The sequence below is a fragment of the Gordonia sp. YY1 genome (assembly GCF_009872315.1).
Classification (GTDB): Bacteria; Actinomycetota; Actinomycetes; order Mycobacteriales; family Mycobacteriaceae; genus Gordonia; species Gordonia amicalis.
The window spans coordinates 138,541-156,104 of the sequence record NZ_WXYI01000003.1; the positions used below are offsets into that span (position 1 = coordinate 138,541).

Sequence of the window (17,564 nt, forward strand, 5' to 3'; positions counted from 1 at the left end):
CGGTGGGTGTCACAACCGGTACGGTCGTCCAGGTCGAGCGTACCGGTTGCCGGGCGGCCTACGCCTCCTTGCCGGCCGCCGCGAGCTTGAGCAACTGCCCGGCGGTGGCGTCGGGCAGATAGGCGCGCGATACGGCCAAACCGATGCGGGGAAGATCACCTTCGTCGCGAACAGCCAGGTACACGGGCTCGTAGCGCGGATTGAACTTCTTCTTGAACGTGTGCAACGACCGGAAGCCGTAGTAAGGTTCGAGCGCTGCGCCGAGCGCGTCGAGCAGTTTGTCGAGCGGCTCGGGATCGAAATCCCCGGTGCGGGCCAGCGGCGCACCCGACAGCGAGATGAACTGTGCGCCCTCGTCTTTGAACGCGACAGCCGAGGAGGCGATGAGGTACTCGACGACGGGACCGAAACCGTCGGTCCGCCGCCGCATGATGTCGAGGGTCCAACCCGCAACCCCGCCGCCGGGCCCGTACACGGGGAGCCACGACAGCACACCGTGGACGTTGCCGTCCGGATCGACGGCGAGGGCGACCCGCACCGCGGGGTCCATCGCCTCCTCCACACTGCCGAGCGTGAAACCCATCTCCGGTAAGCCCTTGTCCCCCACCCATTCCTCGGAGATGGCGCGGACCTGGGTACGCACGGCGAAGGACTCGTCGGCGAGGGTCACCATCTTCATCGAGATGTCCTGCTTGCCGGCCTTGTTCATCGCCGACCGCACGTGTTGCCACGGCTTGCCCTTGAACTCGAGGCCGGGCAGGTCGACGATCGTGTCCTCCGCAATCTGCACGCTGAGCCAACCGCGTTCGGTGACGATCTCCGATGTCGACGACCCGATGGAGAACCAGCACGGCGTCGCACCGGATCGCTCCGCGAGCTCGATGAAGGCGTCGACCGCCGCCTTGCCCCGCTCCGGTGCGCACACCGGATCTGCCAGTGCCAGAAGGGTCCCGACGTGGTTCTGGTAGGTGACCACCGACTGCCCCGCGGAATCATCCGCACTGCCGGTGAACTGATAGGAATTGCCGGGCCAGGTCGTCATCCACGACATCGTGCCGCCGCCGTGTTCACGCAGGAGCGCCTTGACCCGGTCGACCGGGTCGGCGTCGGGGTCATCTCCCGCGCCCACATGCCGCACCCGCCACGGGACGGCGAACGCGAACCGGCCGGGGATCAGGATGGCGAGCAACAACGCCCACAGCAATGTGGTTCCCAGTGTCACCGCCCCCTCGGTGGAGACGTCGGTGAAGATGACGAGGACGACCGTCAACACCGTCGCGACGACGTTCACTGCGCCGATCACGACCGCGACCCACCAGGCCCAGCGCTTTCCCCGCCGCAGCTCGCCGGCGATCAGCACGTTGATCACCAGACCGATCAGCATGGTGAACACTGAGGCGTCGCCCGCGTCGGTCGGGCCCAGCGGGCCGTCCCCGGGGAACAGGAAGACCATCAGGTTCGCCGCCGCGATCACCAGCAGCGCGGCACAGCCCAGCATCCGGACCTCACGCCGAGTGCGCGGCATGTAGCCGCGTTCCTTGATGGCGAAGAACTTCTCCCCGATCACCAGCATGATGACCGCTGCGAGAACGTATTCGACGGAGGCGAGCGTCCCCTGGAACAGGAAGGCGATGGCGACAACCGCACCCATCAGCACACGCACGCGCAGGCGCCACGGTGACCGGACGGTCGCCGAGGCCACCGCGACCGCGGACACAACCAGGGCGCCGACACCGGTCCCCCGCGAATCGGCCAGCTCCTCGGCCCACCGCCAGGAGGTGACCTCGGTCGACAACAGCCACAGCAGACCGACGGTCAGGAAGCCGGCGACGAGGTGGCCGCCGACGCCGACCAGGATCGCCTTCACGGTGCCCAGTTGCCACTCGGCCCAACCCATTCCGACGATCACGACCACGAACGCGATGACGTACAGCCACGGGCCGGGTTCGACGAAGGCGGAGCTGATCGGCGTCCACCACTTGCCCTCACGCAGAGCGGGCAGACCGAAGGCCACCTCGTGATACCAGGCCTTGTCGTTCGCCCGGCTCCAGAGCGACCCGGTCGCCACCCCGACGACCGCAAGCGCGATGGCGAGCGCGGCGGTGAACGGCAACCGGCGGACAGCAGAGGACCACGACACGTCGAAGTGCATGGTCAACCGTACGACGGCGCGCTGCCCCGCAGTGCCTCCTTGTTCGGCAATGTCCCGTATTCGATGCGCTCCGGGCGATTTCGGCGCACAACTGGACCATGCGTCGGCTGTCCGGGTGGCCCGAGCCCGAGACGTTGGGCGAGCCATGGCGTTTGTTGCCGGAGAGCAACTGCCCACGCCGTGAAAGTATGCCCACCGGGAACCTCGGAGTAGTGGACGTCCATGCCGGCCGCCCGCGCCGCCCGGTACGACGTCACCACCGCCGGCCGGGTGGAACGGTCACCGCGTCCGACGACGAACGCCCCCGCCGAGTCGGGGTAGCGCCGGCTCGCCAACAGATGGAGAGGTGTCACCGCCCGGAAGGCCGCCGCGTCGCCCCCGAACGCCGCGTCGACCGTGGTCTTCGTGGAACCGAGAGACGGTTCGGCGTCGCCGGAGAGGTCCAGGAACGTCGGGTACATCCCCGGACGGGTCGTGGCCAGCTGAAGTGCGCACGTGCCGCCGTACGAAAGCCCGCCGATGGCCCACGCCCGCCGGTCCGTCTCGGCGACGGGAAGTGTCCTGCGCGCCCAGCTCGCGACATCGTCGGTCAGATATGTCGCGACCCTCCCCAGCCGGGAATCCAAGCAGAGCGGGTTGCCGAAGATGCTGCCGGTGCCGTCGGCCAGGATCACGATCGGTGCCAGGCCGTCGTGAGCGCTCGCATAGGAATCCATGGTCGCCGCCAGCCGGCCCCCGAACAGCCAATCCTCCGGCGAACCGGGCTGACCGGCCAGCAAGACCAGGACCGGAAGCCGAGGTGAGACCGGATCGAAGACGGCCGGCGGCAGGTAGACCTTGGCCGGTCTGGCTCGGAAACCCGAAACGGTACCGGGAATCCCGGCCGTCAGAATCCTCCCGTGACGTCCGGTGTCGCGGGACGGGCGCCATTCCGGCAGATCGACGACTCGCTGATGGTGAGCGACCTGCGCCACCGAGACGGTCGGGGCACCCTCGTCGTGAATGAGCGCACCGACGGTCGGGTACCAGGCATAGAACGTGTTGACGTGCGAGAGCCCGAGCACGACAGCCAGCACTGCGGCCAATACGGTCACAGATCTCTGGACGACGCCGCGTCCGGCGACGAGACGGGGCACCGACAGCAGCAGGCCGAGAACGCCCGCCGCACCCCATGCGCACACCGCCACGGGAACCGATTCGCCCCAGGAATGTTCGATGAAACGACGCACCAGCAGGGCCAGCACGACTGTCACGGCAATTGTCACCGGAACCACCACGAACAGATGGCGCTTCCGGGGCGAGAGAATCAGCCAGAGGACCGCGACCACACCGAGGACCGTCACCGTCAGCGGAATCCAGCCGCCGATGATCGACAGACCTACGGCATCACCCATCGCCATGGACCTCCCCAGCAGATGACCCGGCCAGGTTAGCACTGCGGGACGCCGACAGCGGGGGCCGATGGCGGCGTTCAACACCCAGAGGGCGAGAATCTCATTCCGGGCGGGGAGTCAGAATCCGCGGACCGTCTGCGGTGACCGCGACCGTGTGTTCCCAGTGGGCGGCGCGAGATCCGTCGTCGGTGACGACCGTCCAGTCGTCGGCGAGGACAGTGGTGTCCACGGTGCCGAGAGTCAGCATCGGCTCGATCGCGAGCGTCGACCCGATCACCAGCAGCGGGCCCTTGCCCGGCGCGCCCTCGTTCGCAAGGAACGGGTCCATGTGCATCTCCCGGCCGATGCCGTGACCGCCGTACCCGTCGACGATGCCGAAGGGACGGCTGAACTTCTCCTCGGCGGCGCGGGTACCGAGTTCGATCGCATGGGAGATGTCGGTCAGGCGGGCGCCGTCGACCATGGCGGCGATACCGGCCTCCATCGAGAGCCTGGTGGCCTCGGACAGCTCCGCATCGGCCTGCGACAGCTCTCCGACACCGAAGGTCCAGGCCGAGTCGCCGTGCCAGCCGTCGAGGACCGCACCACAGTCGATGGACACCAGATCGCCTTCGGCGAGAACGACATCGGCCGACGGGATTCCGTGGACCACGACCTCGTTCACCGAACTGCAGATCGATCCCGGGAAGCCGTGGTAGCCCTTGAAGGACGGCACGGCCCCGGCTTCGCGGATCACCGTCTCGGCGACCTCGTCGAGGTCGAGGGTGCTCACCCCCGGCTTCGAGGCGGCGCGAACGGCCACCAGGGCTGCTCCGACGACCGCGCCCGCCGCCGCCATCGCATCCAGCTCGCCGGCGGAGCGGAACGGGACGCGCTTACGTTTACGAAAGCCCATGAGCGGACGCAGTCGGCGGGACGTCAGGAAACGCCGGCGCCGAGAGCGCTCAGCACACGCTGGTGGACATCCTGGATGTCGCCCACCGCGTCGATGGTCTTGACCTGATCGCCGTAGTAGTCGAGCAGGGGCGAGGTCTCCTTGGTGTAGACGTCCATCCGGTTGCGGATGACCTCTTCGGTGTCGTCGGCGCGGCCACGGGCCAGCATGCGCTCGACGACGACATCGGTGTCGACGACGAAGGACAGCACGGCGTCGAGCGAGGCGTCGAGGTTGGCCAGGATCTCCTTGAGCGCGTCGGCCTGCTCGGTCGAACGCGGGAATCCGTCGAGGATGAAGCCCTTGGTCGCATCCGGCTCGCTCACGCGCGCACGGACCATGTCGACGGTGATCTCGGACGGGACCAGGTTGCCTGCGTCGAGGTACTTCTTGGCCTCGATGCCGACCGGGGTGCCCTGGGAGATGTTGGCGCGGAACAGGTCACCGGTGGAGATGTGCGGGATGCCGAGGGCTTCGCTCAGCAGTTCCGCCTGGGTGCCTTTACCTGCGCCGGGGGGGCCGAGAATAACGAGTCTCACTTGAGGAATCCTTCGTACTTGCGTTGCATCAACTGACTGTTGATCTGTTTCATCGTGTCCAGACCCACACCGACCATGATCAACACGGCCGTGCCCCCAAATGGCAGGTTCTGGACGTTGCCGCTGTTACCGATCTCGAGGAACAGGTTCGGCAGCACCGCGATGATACCGAGGTAGATCGAGCCCGGCAGAGTGATGCGGCTGAGCACATAGCCCAGGTACTCCGCGGTCGGGGCGCCCGGCCTGATGCCCGGGATGAAGCCACCGTACTTCTTCATCTCGTCGGCGCGTTCCTCCGGATTGAACGTCACCGCCACGTAGAAGTACGTGAAGAAGATGATCATCAGGAAGTAGACCGCGATGTAGACCCCGTTGCTGGGATCGGTCAGGTACCTGGTGACGTATTCCTGCCAGGTCGACTGCGTGCCGTCGGTGCTGCGCGTCAGTTCGACGATCAGCTGCGGCAGGTACAGCAGCGACGAGGCGAAGATGACCGGGATGACGCCGGCCTGGTTCACCTTCAGCGGCAGGTAGGTCGACGACCCGCCGTACATCTTGCGGCCGACCATGCGCTTGGCGTACTGCACCGGGATGCGGCGCTGACCCTGCTCGATGAAGACGACGCCGGCCACGATGATCAGCGCGGCGACACACACCAGCGCGAAGACGAGTCCGCCGCGGGAGTTCAGGATGGTGCGACCCTCGGCCGGGATGCGAGCGGCGATACCGGCGAAGATCAGCAGCGACATGCCGTTGCCGATGCCGCGTTCGGTGATGAGCTCGCCGAACCACATGACGACACAGGCGCCGGCGGTCATGACGAGCACGATGATCGCGAGACCGAAGATGCTCGAGTCGTTGAGGACCTCACCGCTGGTCGCACAGGACTGAGGGAGGAGCTGACCGCGGTCGGCGAGGGCGACGATGCCGGTCGACTGGAGAAGTGCCAGCGCCACAGCCAGATAACGCGTGTACTGCGTCATCTTGGCCTGACCGGCCTGGCCTTCCTTGCGCAGCTGCTCGAACCGTGGGATGACCACCGTGAGCAACTGGACGATGATGGACGCCGTGATGTACGGCATGATGCCGATCGCGAACACCGACAGCTGCAGCAGCGCGCCGCCGGAGAACAGGTTGATCAGGGAGTAGACCGAGCTCGACTCACCGTTCGAGACCTCGTCCAGACATGCCCGCACGGCCTGGTAGTCCACGCCGGGCGACGGCACGGTCGCACCGAGGCGATACAGGACGATGATGCCGAGAACGAAGAGGATCTTCTTCCTCAGGTCCGGCGTCCGTATGGCCGCGAAGAGGGGGGAAAGCACTAACTCCTCCTAGGAACGACCACGCGAGGTCTGTGTTCCGGGTCGGTGGCGACCCGATCCCCCGTGTGCTCGGCAGTCGACAATGTTCGGGATGCGGCGATCTGTGCGGATGCGGCAGACAACGTCTGAAACTCTAACAGTGACGCCGAAACGCCCCGGTCGGGCGGCAGCTCTGCTGCCGCCCGACCGCGGGTCTGTTCCGTCAGAGTTCGGTGACGCTGCCTCCGGCAGCGGCGATCTTCTCCTTGGCGGAGGCGGTGAACTTGTCGGCGGTGATGTCGACCTTGACCGACAGGTCGCCGTCGCCGAGCACCTTCACCAACTTGTTCTTGCGCACCGCGCCGGCTGCGACGAGCTCGTCGACGCCGATGGTGCCGCCCTGCGGGAAGAGGCGCGCGATGTCGCCGACGTTGACGACCTGGTACTCGATCCGGTTGCGGTTGGTGAAGCCCTTGAGCTTCGGCAGCCGCATGTGGATCGGCATCTGGCCACCCTCGAAACCGGCCGGCACGTTCTTGCGCGCCTTGGTGCCCTTGGTGCCGCGGCCCGCGGTCTTACCCTTGGATCCCTCACCGCGACCCACGCGGGTCTTGTCGGTCTTCGACCCCGGTGCGGGGCGAAGGTGATGGAGTTTGATGGTCATTGCTTAAACCTCTTCGACTGTCACGAGGTGACGAACCGCGTTGATGAGGCCGCGGTTGATCGGCGTGTCCTCGCGGGTGACGGTCTGGCGGATGCCCTTCAGTCCGAGGGTCCGCAGGCTGTCACGCTGGTTCTTCTTGGTACCGATGGTGCCCTTGACCTGAGTGATCTTCAGCTCTGCCATGATCAGACTCCCTGTCCTGCGCGAGCGCGCAGCATACCGGCCGGAGCGACGTCCTCGATCGGCAGACCGCGGCGGGCCGCGACCTCTTCGGGACGCTGCAGCATCTTGAGAGCGGCGACGGTGGCGTGGACGACGTTGATGGCGTTGTCGGAGCCGAGGCTCTTGGCGAGGACGTCGTGGACGCCCGCGCACTCGAGCACGGCACGCACCGCGCCACCGGCGATCACCCCGGTACCGGGGCTGGCCGGGCGCAGCATGACGACACCGGCAGCGGCCTCACCCTGAACCGGGTGGGTGACGGTGCCACCGATCAGCGGCACGCGGAAGAAGTTCTTGCGAGCCTCTTCGACGCCCTTCTGGATCGCGGCCGGGACTTCCTTGGCCTTGCCGTAGCCGACGCCGACCATGCCCTGGCCGTCGCCGACCACCACGAGAGCGGTGAACGAGAAACGACGTCCACCCTTGACCACCTTCGAGACGCGGTTGATGGTCACCACGCGCTCGAGCTGGTTGCGGTCCTGGTCGCGGCCGCCGCGATCGCGGCGATCTCCGCGGCCACCGCCGCGACGGTCGTTGCCGCCACCTGCGGTGTTCTGGTTGCTGTCGTTACCGGCGGGTCCGTTTCCGCCGTCACGCTGACGTCCGGGCATCAGAGGTTCCCTCCGGTCATGTGGGTGTAGCTGGTGAAGATGGTCATCAGAAGCTCAGGCCTCCCTCACGGGCGGCATCCGCGAGCGCGGCGATACGGCCGTGGTAGTCCTTGCCACCACGGTCGAACACGACGGCGTCGACGCCGGCGGCCTTGGCACGAGCGGCGATGAGCTCGCCGACCTTGCGGGCCTGCGCCGACTTGTCGCCGCCGGCCGCACGCACGTCGGACTCGATCGACGACGCGGCGGCCAGCGTCTTGCCGGCCAGGTCGTCGATGAGCTGCACGTGGATGTGGCGCGAGCTGCGCTTGACGGCGAGACGCGGACGCTCCGGGGTTCCGCTGACCTTCTTGCGGAGACGGAAGTGCCGGTTGGCGGTCGCGGTGCGACGACGCGTCGACACGTCCTTGCCGAGGGGCTTACGGCTGGTCTTGGTAGCTGTGTCACTCATGGCTTACTTACCCGTCTTTCCGACCTTGCGACGGATCTGCTCACCCTCGTAGCGAATGCCCTTGCCCTTGTAGGGGTCCGGACGACGCAGGCGGCGGATGTTCGCCGAGATCTGGCCGACTTTCTGCTTGTCGATACCCGAGACCGAGAACTTGGTCGGGGACTCCACGGCGAAGGTGATGCCTTCGGGGGCCTCGATCGGTACGGGATGGCTGTAACCGAGGGCGAACTCGAGGTCCTTGCCCTTCGCCTGGACGCGGTAGCCGACACCGAAGATCTCCATCTTCGTGGTGTAGCCCTGCGTGACGCCGATGACCAGGTTGTTGATCAGCGAACGGCTCAGGCCGTGCAGCGCGCGGCTGCGACGCTCGTCGTTGGGGCGGGTCACGACGACGGAGTTGTCCTCCTTGGCGACCTCGATGGGCTCGGAGACGGTGAGCGAGAGCTCACCCTTCGGGCCCTTGACGGAGACGCGCTGTCCGTCGACGGTGACGTCGACGCCCGCGGGGATCTCGATGGGGTTCTTACCGATACGCGACATGTCGTTTCCTCCCCTACCAGACGTAGGCGAGGACTTCGCCGCCCACGCCCTGGTTGGCTGCCTGGCGATCGGTGAGCAGACCCGACGACGTGGAGATGATGGCCACGCCGAGGCCGCCCAGCACCTTGGGCAGGTTGGTGGACTTTGCATAAACCCGGAGACCCGGCTTCGAGACGCGGCGCAGACCTGCGATGGAGCGCTCACGGCTGGGGCCGTACTTCAGGGAGACGATGAGGCTCTTGCCGACCTCCGCATCCTCGATGCGGTAGTCGGTGATGTAGCCCTCACGCTTGAGGATCTCGGCGATGTTCACCTTGATCTTCGACGACGGGAGTTTCACCTCGTCGTGGTACGCCGAGTTGGCGTTGCGCAGACGTGTCAAGAAGTCTGCGATCGGGTCAGTCATGGTCATGGGTGACCGTCAACCTTTCTCGTGGCGGTTCCCATACAGCGCCGATGAGAGGGAAATCCCTCTGACCTGCGGTGGGCCTTCCACGAAGTGGATAGTTTCTGAAGGTTCTCGCCGCCGGTGCCCTTGGCTTTTCGCCGGCACCGGAGACTATTCAGTTGTGTCCCGGGCACCTGAGGTGCACAGGCAACCGGTCTAGTGTAGGGAATCTGCTGGCCAGACCCAAATCGGGCCCGGGAGCGCCACCGAGATCGGGCACCATCGAGGGTATGGATCGCCGCCAGCTTCTCACCGCCGGGCTGCTCGGGTTCACCGGCGCCGTACTCACCTCCGGCTGCTCGGGCGCCGACGTCGTCCGCCCCTCACCGTCGCGCGACGGGCAGAGAGACACCGAGGACACGGGGAGGACAGCCGTCGAGGTGATCGCCTCGGGACTGAACGTGCCGTGGGCAATGGGATTCCTCCGCGGCGGCGATGCGTTGGTCACCCAACGCGACGACGCCACGATCGTGCGGGTGTCCGGGTCGGGCGAGGTCCGGACCGTCGGCGAGATCGGCGACGCCGCGCCTCGCGGCGAGGGTGGGCTGCAGGGCATCGCGATCGCCCCGGGCGCCGAGGACGCGGTGTTCGTCTACTACACCACCGACTCCGACAACCGGCTCGTCCGGCTGGACTTCGACGGCCGGCGACTCACCGGTCCGCGCACGCTCCTGCGCGGCCTCGACGCCGCCTACAACCACCACGGCGGTGCGCTCGTCTTCGATGCCGACGGCAGCCTCTTCGTCGCGGTCGGCGATGCAGCCGAACCCGCTGTCGCACAAGACATACGGTCCCTCAACGGCAAGATCCTACGTGTGGACACCGAGGGTCGCCCATGGCCCGGCAACCCGTTCGGCAACGAGGTCTACTCCTACGGCCATCGCAACGTGGAAGGGTTGGCATTCGACGGCGCGGGCCGCCTGTGGGCAACCGAGTTCGGCCAGAACAAGCGCGACGAACTCAACCTCATCCGGCGCGGCGGCAACTATGGCTGGCCCGAGTTCGAAGGCGAATCCGACGATCCTCGGTTCATCGCCCCGAAGGTCACCTGGACCCCGCAGGAGGCCTCGCCGGCCGGCCTCGCGATCGTCGGTGATCGCGCGTACGTCGCCGCGTTGCGCGGCCGGAGGCTGTGGGAGGTGCCCCTCGACGGCGAGTCGACCGGTCAACCGGCGAGTCACCTCACCGACGACTACGGACGGATCCGCGCGGTGGCCGCAGCACCCGACGGTTCGCTCTGGGTGAGCACGAGCAACACCGACGGCCGCGGACAGCCCACCGATGACGACGACCGCATACTGCGCGTGATTGCCGGATGACACGACGCTGTCGACAGCAGATCCGGGTCACCCGACGGCGGCTCTCTCGACTGGGGCTCACTCGATCGGCGCTCTTCGCGTGTCTGACCCGTCGAGCCGACGCGGCCACGATCATCATCCGACCAGCCCCGTGAAGAGACCACCGATTTCCGCAGGCACCATGACGACATCGCGTATTCAGCGCGAGTTCCGCCCAGAGCAGCGCACTATTCACCAGGCCGCACATGTGTAAGCCGGCGAAAGCTCCGGCAGTGTTCCGGTCGGCAACAAATCGGCGTCGATCGGCAGAACCACAACCATCGTGCGCGCCGTATGCCATCGTCGAGCCATGCACTCGACCCGGCTGCCCGAACTCGTCGACGAGCTCCTGACCACCGCACATGGGGCCAGGAGCCGTCGCGCTGCGCACACACTGTACGGCGACTCCTCACGGCACCTGCGACAGACGGTTATCGCGCTGGTCGCCGGAGCCACGTTGTCCGATCACGAAAGCCCCACCGAGGCAACCCTTCACGTCCTCCGGGGCCACGTCTCCCTCAAGACGGGCGAGCACAACTGGGATGGCCGGCAGGGCGACCTCGTCACGATCCCTCCCGAGCGTCACGGACTCACCGCCCGCGAGGATTCCGCGGTGCTGCTGACAGTCGCCACGCACTGACCCACGACGCCGAAGCACGTCAGACCTACGCAATCGATGAGCGCAACCTGCCCTGGGGTCCGCAATTGTTCGAGTGTGCGGATTTGATTTCCCGACACACCATTCTTGAGATTGTCTGTCGCATTCGCGTCGAATCGAGGAAATGGCAGATATCGCCTGACACAGATCCGTATCGTTGCGCGCATGGCCCGGTCCGGCGACACTCAGGGCACTGCAGCCACTGCCCTTCTGAACATCGGCAAGTTCTTCACCCGTTGGGACGAGACCGACGACCGTCGCGCAGTATTCCGTGACGGTGGGCGCGCCGGCGACGTCTTCTATCGAGACCGGTGGAGCCACGACAAGATCGTCCGTTCCACGCACGGGGTGAACTGCACCGGTTCGTGCTCGTGGAAGGTCTACGTCAAGGACGGGATCATCACCTGGGAGACCCAGGAAACCGACTACCCGTCGGTGGGACCCGACCGACCCGAGTACGAGCCACGCGGATGTCCGCGCGGCGCCGCATTCTCCTGGTATACCTACTCCCCCACGCGTGTTCGGCACCCGTACGCGCGAGGTGTTCTCGTCGAGATGTACCGCGAGGCGAGAGCCCGGCTCGGTGACCCCGTCCTCGCCTGGGCCGATGTCGTGTCCGATCCGCTCCGGCGCCGCTCCTACCAGCAGGCCCGGGGCAAAGGCGGCCTGGTGCGGGTGAGCTGGGACGAAGCCACCGAGATGGCGGCCGCGGCACATGTCCACACCATCAAGACCTACGGGCCCGACCGGTGTGCGGGATTCTCACCGATCCCCGCGATGTCGATCGTGAGCCACTGCGTCGGCACGCGCTTCATCCAGCTCATCGGCGGCGTCATGACGTCGTTCTACGACTGGTACGCCGACCTGCCCGTGGCGAGTCCGCAGGTGTTCGGCGACCAGACCGACGTCCCGGAATCGGGGGACTGGTGGGACGCGACCTACCTGATGATGTGGGGATCGAACGTGCCCGTCACCCGTACCCCGGACGCACACTGGATGGCCGAGGTTCGCTATCGCGGCACCAAGGTGGTCGCCGTCAGTCCCGATTACGCCGACAACACCAAGTTCGCCGACGAGTGGCTACCGGCGCAGGCCGGCACCGACGCCGCTCTCGCGATGGCCATGGGCCACGTCATCCTGACCGAGTTCTTCCGCGACCGCACGACCGACTTCTTCGACTCCTACGTCCGCACCTACACCGACCTCCCGTTCCTCATCCGCCTCGACGAGCACGACGACCAGGACACGCTGGTGGCGGCCAAGTTCGTCACCGCCGACGAAGTCGGCTCCAGGCCCACCGCCGACGAAGTCGGCTCCAGCCCCACCGCCGACGAAGTCGGCTCCGGTCACACCGCCGAGGACGTCTGGAAGACCGTGTTCTGGGACGAGGACCGCGACGGTCCCGCGGTGCCGAACGGTTCGGTGGGGTTCCGGTACGCCGAGTCCGGCGTGGGACGGTGGAATCTCGACCTCGAGGGCGTGCGGCCCGCCCTGACTCTCCTGGGTCCCGACGCGGAGCTCGTCTCGGTGTCCTTCCCGGTCTTCGACGCACCGGACGGCAGCGGCTCGGTGGTCCGCCGCGGTGTCCCGGCCCGGCGGATCAACGGCCGCCTCGTCACGACCGTCTTCGACCTGATGCTCGCGCAGTACGGCGTCGCCCGGGACGGGCTTCCCGGCGAGTGGCCCACCGGCTACGACGACGCGACCACGCCATACACCCCGGCGTGGCAGGCCGAGATCACCGGCGTCCCGGCCGAGGCCGCGATCCGCGTCGCCCGCGAATTCGCTGCCAATGCCGAAGAGTCGCAGGGCCGCTCGATGATCATCATGGGCGCCGGAATCTGCCAATGGTTCCACGGCGACGCGACCTACCGCGCGATCCTCTCGCTGCTCATCCTCACCGGCTGTATGGGCCGGAACGGGGGCGGCTGGGCACACTACGTCGGGCAGGAGAAGTGTCGTCCGATCACCGGTTGGGTGTCGCTGGCGAACGCGCTCGACTGGTCGCGTCCGCCTCGGACGATGACCGGGACGTCGTACTGGTACATGCACACCGGGCAGTGGCGCAACGATGGATATTCCACCGCGTCACTCGCCTCGCCGCTGGCGCGCGGCTCGATGAACCACGAGCACACCGCCGACGCGATCGCACAGTCCGCGCGGCTCGGGTGGATGCCCTTCTACCCGCAGTTCTCGGCGAATCCCCTCGACGTCGCCGACGAGGCCACCGCAGCGGTCGACCGTGGAGACGCCGACGACGTGGCCGGTTACGTCGCCGACCGTCTGCACACCGGCGACCTGACACCCGCCATCTCCGATGTCGACGCGCCGGAGAACTGGCCGCGAACTCTCGTCCTGTGGCGGTCGAACCTGCTCGGTTCGTCGGCCAAGGGCAACGAGTACTTCCTGCGGACTCTGCTCGGCACACATCACAACGTGCTGGGGACCGAAGATCCCGAGGCACCGCGTCCGAGCGAGATCCGGTGGCATGACCGGCCTCCCGAGGGGAAACTCGACCTGCTGCTGTCCGCCGACTTCCGCATGACCTCCACGACGCTGTTGTCCGACATCGTGCTGCCTGCGGCGACCTGGTACGAGAAGTACGATCTCTCGTCCACCGACATGCACCCCTTCGTCCACGCGTTCACCCCGGCCATCGCTCCCCCCTGGGAGGCGAAGTCGGACTTCGAGCTGTTCCACCGGCTCGCCCGCAAGTTGTCGGAGCTCGCTCGGACGCACCTCGGGACACGTCACGACCTCGTGAGTGCGCCGATGCAGCACGACACCCCCGGGGAAACCGCCCAACCGCACGGGCGGGTCGTCGACTGGCGCGACACCGGCGTGCGTGGCACACCTGGTCGGAACATGCCGAACTTCAGTGTCGTCGAACGTGATTACACGGCGATCGCCGACAAGCTCGCGACGATCGGACCGCTGGCCGACACTCTGGGCTTCACCGTCAAGAGCGTGACCTACCCTCTCGAGGAACACACGCGGACGCTCGCCGAGTCCAACGGCGTCATGCCGAGCGGTGCCGGCGAAGGCCGCCCGGCGATCGACACCGACGAGAAGCTCGCCGAGGCGATCCTCACGCTGTCCGGCACCACCAACGGCGCACTCGCGGTGGCCGGTTTCGAACAGCTCCAGACCCGCGTGGGTGTGCAACTCGACGACCTCGCACGAGGTTCGGAGGAGAAGCGGATCAGGTTCGCCGACACCCAGAAGGCACCCGTTCCGGTGATCACCTCGCCGGAATGGTCCGGCTCCGAGACCGGCGGTCGGCGGTACGCCCCGTTCACCGTGAACATCGAGCGGCTCAAGCCTTTTCACACACTCACCGGACGCATGCACTTCTACCTCGATCACGACTGGATGATCGACATGGGCGAGTCGCTGCCGATCTACCGACCCCCACTGGACATGCACCGCCTGTTCGGCGAACCGCGACTCGGTCCCGACGGCGCGCGCGAGATCACGGTGCGTTACCTGACGCCGCACAGCAAGTGGTCGATCCACTCCGAGTACCAGGACAACCTGTTCATGCTGTCGCTGTCGCGTGGTGGTCCGGTCGCCTGGCTGAGTCCGCAGGACGCCGCGTCGATCGAGGTGTCCGACAACGACTGGATCGAATGCGTTAACGCCAACGGGGTGTTCGTCTGCCGCGCGATCGTGAGTCACCGGATGCCCGAGGGCGTCTGCTACGTACATCACGCGCAGGAGCGCACCATCGACGTACCCAAGTCGGAGGCGACCGGGCGCCGCGGCGGAATCCACAACTCCCCCACCCGACTTCTCGTCAAACCCACTCACCTCATCGGTGGATACGCCCAGTTGTCCTACGCCTTCAACTATCTCGGCCCCACCGGCAATCAACGCGACATGGTGTCGACGATCCGCAAGCGCAGCCAGGAGGTGACGTACTGATGCGAGTCATGGCCCAGGTCGGGATGGTGATGAATCTCGACAAGTGCATCGGATGCCACACCTGCTCGGTGACCTGCAAGCAGGCCTGGACCAACCGGTCGGGCACCGAGTACGTGTGGTTCAACAACGTCGAAACCCGTCCCGGGCAGGGTTATCCACGGCGTTATGAGGATCAGGACACGTGGCGCGGTGGATGGCGACTCAACCGCAACGGGAAGTTGCGGTTGCGCACCGGGGGACGGCTCCAGAAGCTGTTGACCCTGTTCGCCAGTCCCGTGCAGCCCACGATCAACGACTACTACGAGCCGTGGACCTACGACTACCAGACGCTGATCGATGCCCCGCTCGGTGACGACTTCCCCGTCGCGCGTCCCAAATCCCTGCTCACCGGCGAGGACACCAAGGTGACCTGGTCGGCGAACTGGGACGACAACCTCGGTGGCGCAACAGAACACGTGCCGCACGACCCCATCGTCGAGAAGCTCCGGCGCGACAGCGAGGACGCGGTCAAACTCGGGTTCGAGCAGACCTTCATGTTCTATCTGCCGCGGATCTGCGAGCACTGCCTCAATCCTTCGTGCATGGCGTCGTGCCCGTCCGGCGCGATCTACAAGCGCAGCGAGGACGGGATCGTGCTCGTGGACCAGGACCGGTGCCGCGGCTGGCGTCAGTGCATCACCGGATGTCCGTACAAGAAGATCTATTTCAACCACAAGTCCGGTAAGGCCGAGAAGTGCACCCTGTGCTATCCGCGCATCGAGGTGGGTCAACCCACCGTGTGTTCGGAGACCTGCGTCGGACGCCTGCGCTACCTCGGGATCTTCCTGTACGACGCCGACGCCGTCACCGCGGCCGCGTCCACCCCGGATGAGCAGGATCTTTACGGGGCCCAACTCGATCTGATGCTGGACCCCGACGACCCCGAGGTCCTCGCGGCGGCTCGGGCCGACGGGATCCCCGACGACTGGCTGGCGGCGGCGCGCCGCTCACCGGTGTACGCGCTGGCCAAGAAGTATCGGGTCGCACTTCCGCTGCATCCGGAATACCGCACCATGCCGATGGTCTGGTACGTCCCGCCGCTGTCCCCGATCGTCGACCTGCTGGCCGAGCAAGGACACGACGCGGAGAGCCCGGGAACCCTCTTCGGCGCCATCGAGGCGCTGCGTATCCCGGTCGAGTACCTCGCCGAACTGTTCACCGCCGGTGACACCACGGTGGTCGACGCGGTGTTGCGCCGCCTGGCGGCGATGCGTGCCTACATGCGTGATGTCACGCTCGGCCGGGAACCCGACGGTGCCATCCCCGCGGCGGTGGGGATGACCGAGGAACAGATCTACGAGATGTACCGGCTGATGGCCATCGCGAAATACGATGAGCGGTACGTGATCCCGACCGCACATCTCGAACAGGCCGAGAAACTCGACGAAATGGCCTGTGCGCTCGACTACGACGAGGGTCCGGGCATGTTCGACTCGTCCGCGTTCGGTGAGGCGAGTGGCCGTCCGGCACCGGTCTCGGTGGAGACCTTCCACGCGCTGCGGCAGCGACAGACCACCGACACCGCGGCCGGCTCGCACACGCTGGCCGGACGCACCAACCTGCTGAACTGGGACGGGAACGGTGTTCCCGCGGGGATGTTCCCCGACCGCGCGGAGCACGGGCGAGAGAATGAACGGGGCGATCGCGGATGAGGGCCTTCCCCCGGTTCGACCGCGCCGCGAGAACATCGACCGGAGTCCGGGTGATCCACCAGATCAGCTCCTGGTGCCTCAGCTATCCCGACGACGACGTGCTCTCGCGCATCGACCTCATGCGCGCCGCTCTCGACGAACAGCGCCGGGACGCCGCGGTGCAGTTGCTCGGACGCACCGTCGACCACCTCGCCGGCGAGGACGCGATGACCCTGCGTCGCAACTACATCGATCTGTTCGACCTGTCGAAGCGATCCACGCTGTACCTGTCCTATTGGTCGGACGGCGACACCCGCCGGCGCGGATCCTCGCTCGGCGAGTTCAAACAGGTCTACCGGGACAGCGGATTCCTCGTCGACCTCCACGGCGAGCTACCCGACCATCTGCCGATCGTCCTCGAGTTCAGTGCGCGCGCCGATCCCGGACGAGGCGTCGAACTCCTCGAAAAACACCGCGCGGCACTCGAACTCATCAAGTTCTCGTTGCTGGAGGCGGACTCACCGTACGCCGGCGCGGTGGCCGCGGTGTGTACTACCCTGCCCAGTCCGTCCCCGCCCGACCGCGAGACGGCGATGGCACGATGCCGGCCGGTCCCCACCGAGACCGTGGGACTGGAACCCTACGATCCCCGGCTTCTCCCCATCGATCCGACGTCATCACGACCCCCGATCCCGAACCCGACCGTGAGGTGACGC

16 protein-coding genes are annotated in these 17,564 nt (G+C 66.7%); 5 read left to right on the forward strand and 11 right to left on the reverse strand.

Annotation, left to right across the window (positions count from 1 at the left end; all coding sequences use genetic code 11):
* Positions 1-58 precede the first annotated feature (58 nt).
* The 11 genes from BPODLACK_RS06055 to rpsH all read right to left on the reverse strand — a co-directional run bounded on the left by BPODLACK_RS06055 (position 59) and on the right by rpsH (position 9,223).
* A complete protein-coding gene (locus tag BPODLACK_RS06055) occupies positions 59-2,152 on the reverse strand; it encodes a bifunctional lysylphosphatidylglycerol flippase/synthetase MprF (RefSeq protein ID WP_159404902.1) in 2,094 nt (697 codons plus the stop codon).
* A 2-nt stretch (positions 2,153-2,154) separates the two neighbouring features.
* The gene (locus BPODLACK_RS06060; protein ID WP_316249304.1) at positions 2,155-3,546 is read right to left on the reverse strand and encodes an alpha/beta hydrolase; all 1,392 of its coding nucleotides are present in this window, start codon (positions 3,544-3,546) and stop codon (positions 2,155-2,157) included.
* A 100-nt stretch (positions 3,547-3,646) separates the two neighbouring features.
* Positions 3,647-4,441 (reverse strand): type I methionyl aminopeptidase, encoded by a 795-nt coding sequence (gene map / locus BPODLACK_RS06065; RefSeq protein ID WP_159404904.1) that lies wholly within the window; start codon positions 4,439-4,441, stop codon positions 3,647-3,649.
* Between the two features lie 23 nt (positions 4,442-4,464).
* Entirely contained in the window at positions 4,465-5,019 is a 555-nt protein-coding gene (locus BPODLACK_RS06070) for an adenylate kinase (protein WP_024497736.1), read from the reverse strand.
* Positions 5,016-6,344: a preprotein translocase subunit SecY gene (gene secY, locus BPODLACK_RS06075; RefSeq protein ID WP_024497735.1), complete on the reverse strand. Its 1,329-nt coding sequence runs from the start codon at positions 6,342-6,344 to the stop codon at positions 5,016-5,018. The genes BPODLACK_RS06070 and secY overlap by 4 nt, the downstream gene beginning before the upstream one ends.
* A gap of 202 nt (positions 6,345-6,546) precedes the next feature.
* Complete coding sequence (gene rplO / locus BPODLACK_RS06080; RefSeq protein WP_004023566.1) at positions 6,547-6,987, reverse strand: 50S ribosomal protein L15; 441 nt, start codon at positions 6,985-6,987, stop codon at positions 6,547-6,549.
* 3 nt (positions 6,988-6,990) lie between these two features.
* Positions 6,991-7,170 (reverse strand): 50S ribosomal protein L30, encoded by a 180-nt coding sequence (rpmD, locus tag BPODLACK_RS06085; RefSeq protein ID WP_005197622.1) that lies wholly within the window; start codon positions 7,168-7,170, stop codon positions 6,991-6,993.
* Positions 7,171-7,172: 2 nt separating this feature from the next.
* Positions 7,173-7,820: a 30S ribosomal protein S5 gene (rpsE, locus tag BPODLACK_RS06090; protein WP_006434614.1), complete on the reverse strand. Its 648-nt coding sequence runs from the start codon at positions 7,818-7,820 to the stop codon at positions 7,173-7,175.
* 46 nt (positions 7,821-7,866) lie between these two features.
* Positions 7,867-8,271, reverse strand: a complete 405-nt coding sequence (gene rplR / locus BPODLACK_RS06095; RefSeq protein ID WP_024497734.1) for a 50S ribosomal protein L18 — start codon at positions 8,269-8,271, stop codon at positions 7,867-7,869.
* Between the two features lie 3 nt (positions 8,272-8,274).
* Positions 8,275-8,811 (reverse strand): 50S ribosomal protein L6, encoded by a 537-nt coding sequence (gene rplF, locus BPODLACK_RS06100; RefSeq protein WP_006434616.1) that lies wholly within the window; start codon positions 8,809-8,811, stop codon positions 8,275-8,277.
* Positions 8,812-8,824: 13 nt separating this feature from the next.
* Positions 8,825-9,223: a 30S ribosomal protein S8 gene (rpsH, locus tag BPODLACK_RS06105; protein WP_005197628.1), complete on the reverse strand. Its 399-nt coding sequence runs from the start codon at positions 9,221-9,223 to the stop codon at positions 8,825-8,827.
* 266 nt (positions 9,224-9,489) lie between these two features.
* On the opposite strand from rpsH, the gene BPODLACK_RS06110 reads away from it, so the two are divergent.
* From BPODLACK_RS06110 to narJ, 5 genes are all read left to right on the forward strand, one after another.
* Complete coding sequence (locus BPODLACK_RS06110) at positions 9,490-10,578, forward strand: PQQ-dependent sugar dehydrogenase (RefSeq protein WP_159404905.1); 1,089 nt, start codon at positions 9,490-9,492, stop codon at positions 10,576-10,578.
* Positions 10,579-10,906: 328 nt separating this feature from the next.
* A complete protein-coding gene (locus tag BPODLACK_RS06115; protein WP_006360202.1) occupies positions 10,907-11,236 on the forward strand; it encodes a cupin domain-containing protein in 330 nt (109 codons plus the stop codon).
* 183 nt (positions 11,237-11,419) lie between these two features.
* On the forward strand, positions 11,420-15,178 hold the full coding sequence (locus BPODLACK_RS06120) for a nitrate reductase subunit alpha (protein ID WP_159404906.1): 3,759 nt from the start codon (positions 11,420-11,422) through the stop codon (positions 15,176-15,178).
* Positions 15,178-16,869, forward strand: a complete 1,692-nt coding sequence (gene narH, locus BPODLACK_RS06125; protein ID WP_024497731.1) for a nitrate reductase subunit beta — start codon at positions 15,178-15,180, stop codon at positions 16,867-16,869. Before BPODLACK_RS06120 ends, narH begins: the two co-directional genes overlap by 1 nt.
* Positions 16,866-17,561 (forward strand): nitrate reductase molybdenum cofactor assembly chaperone, encoded by a 696-nt coding sequence (gene narJ, locus BPODLACK_RS06130; protein WP_191834494.1) that lies wholly within the window; start codon positions 16,866-16,868, stop codon positions 17,559-17,561. Before narH ends, narJ begins: the two co-directional genes overlap by 4 nt.
* Positions 17,562-17,564: the final 3 nt, after the last annotated feature.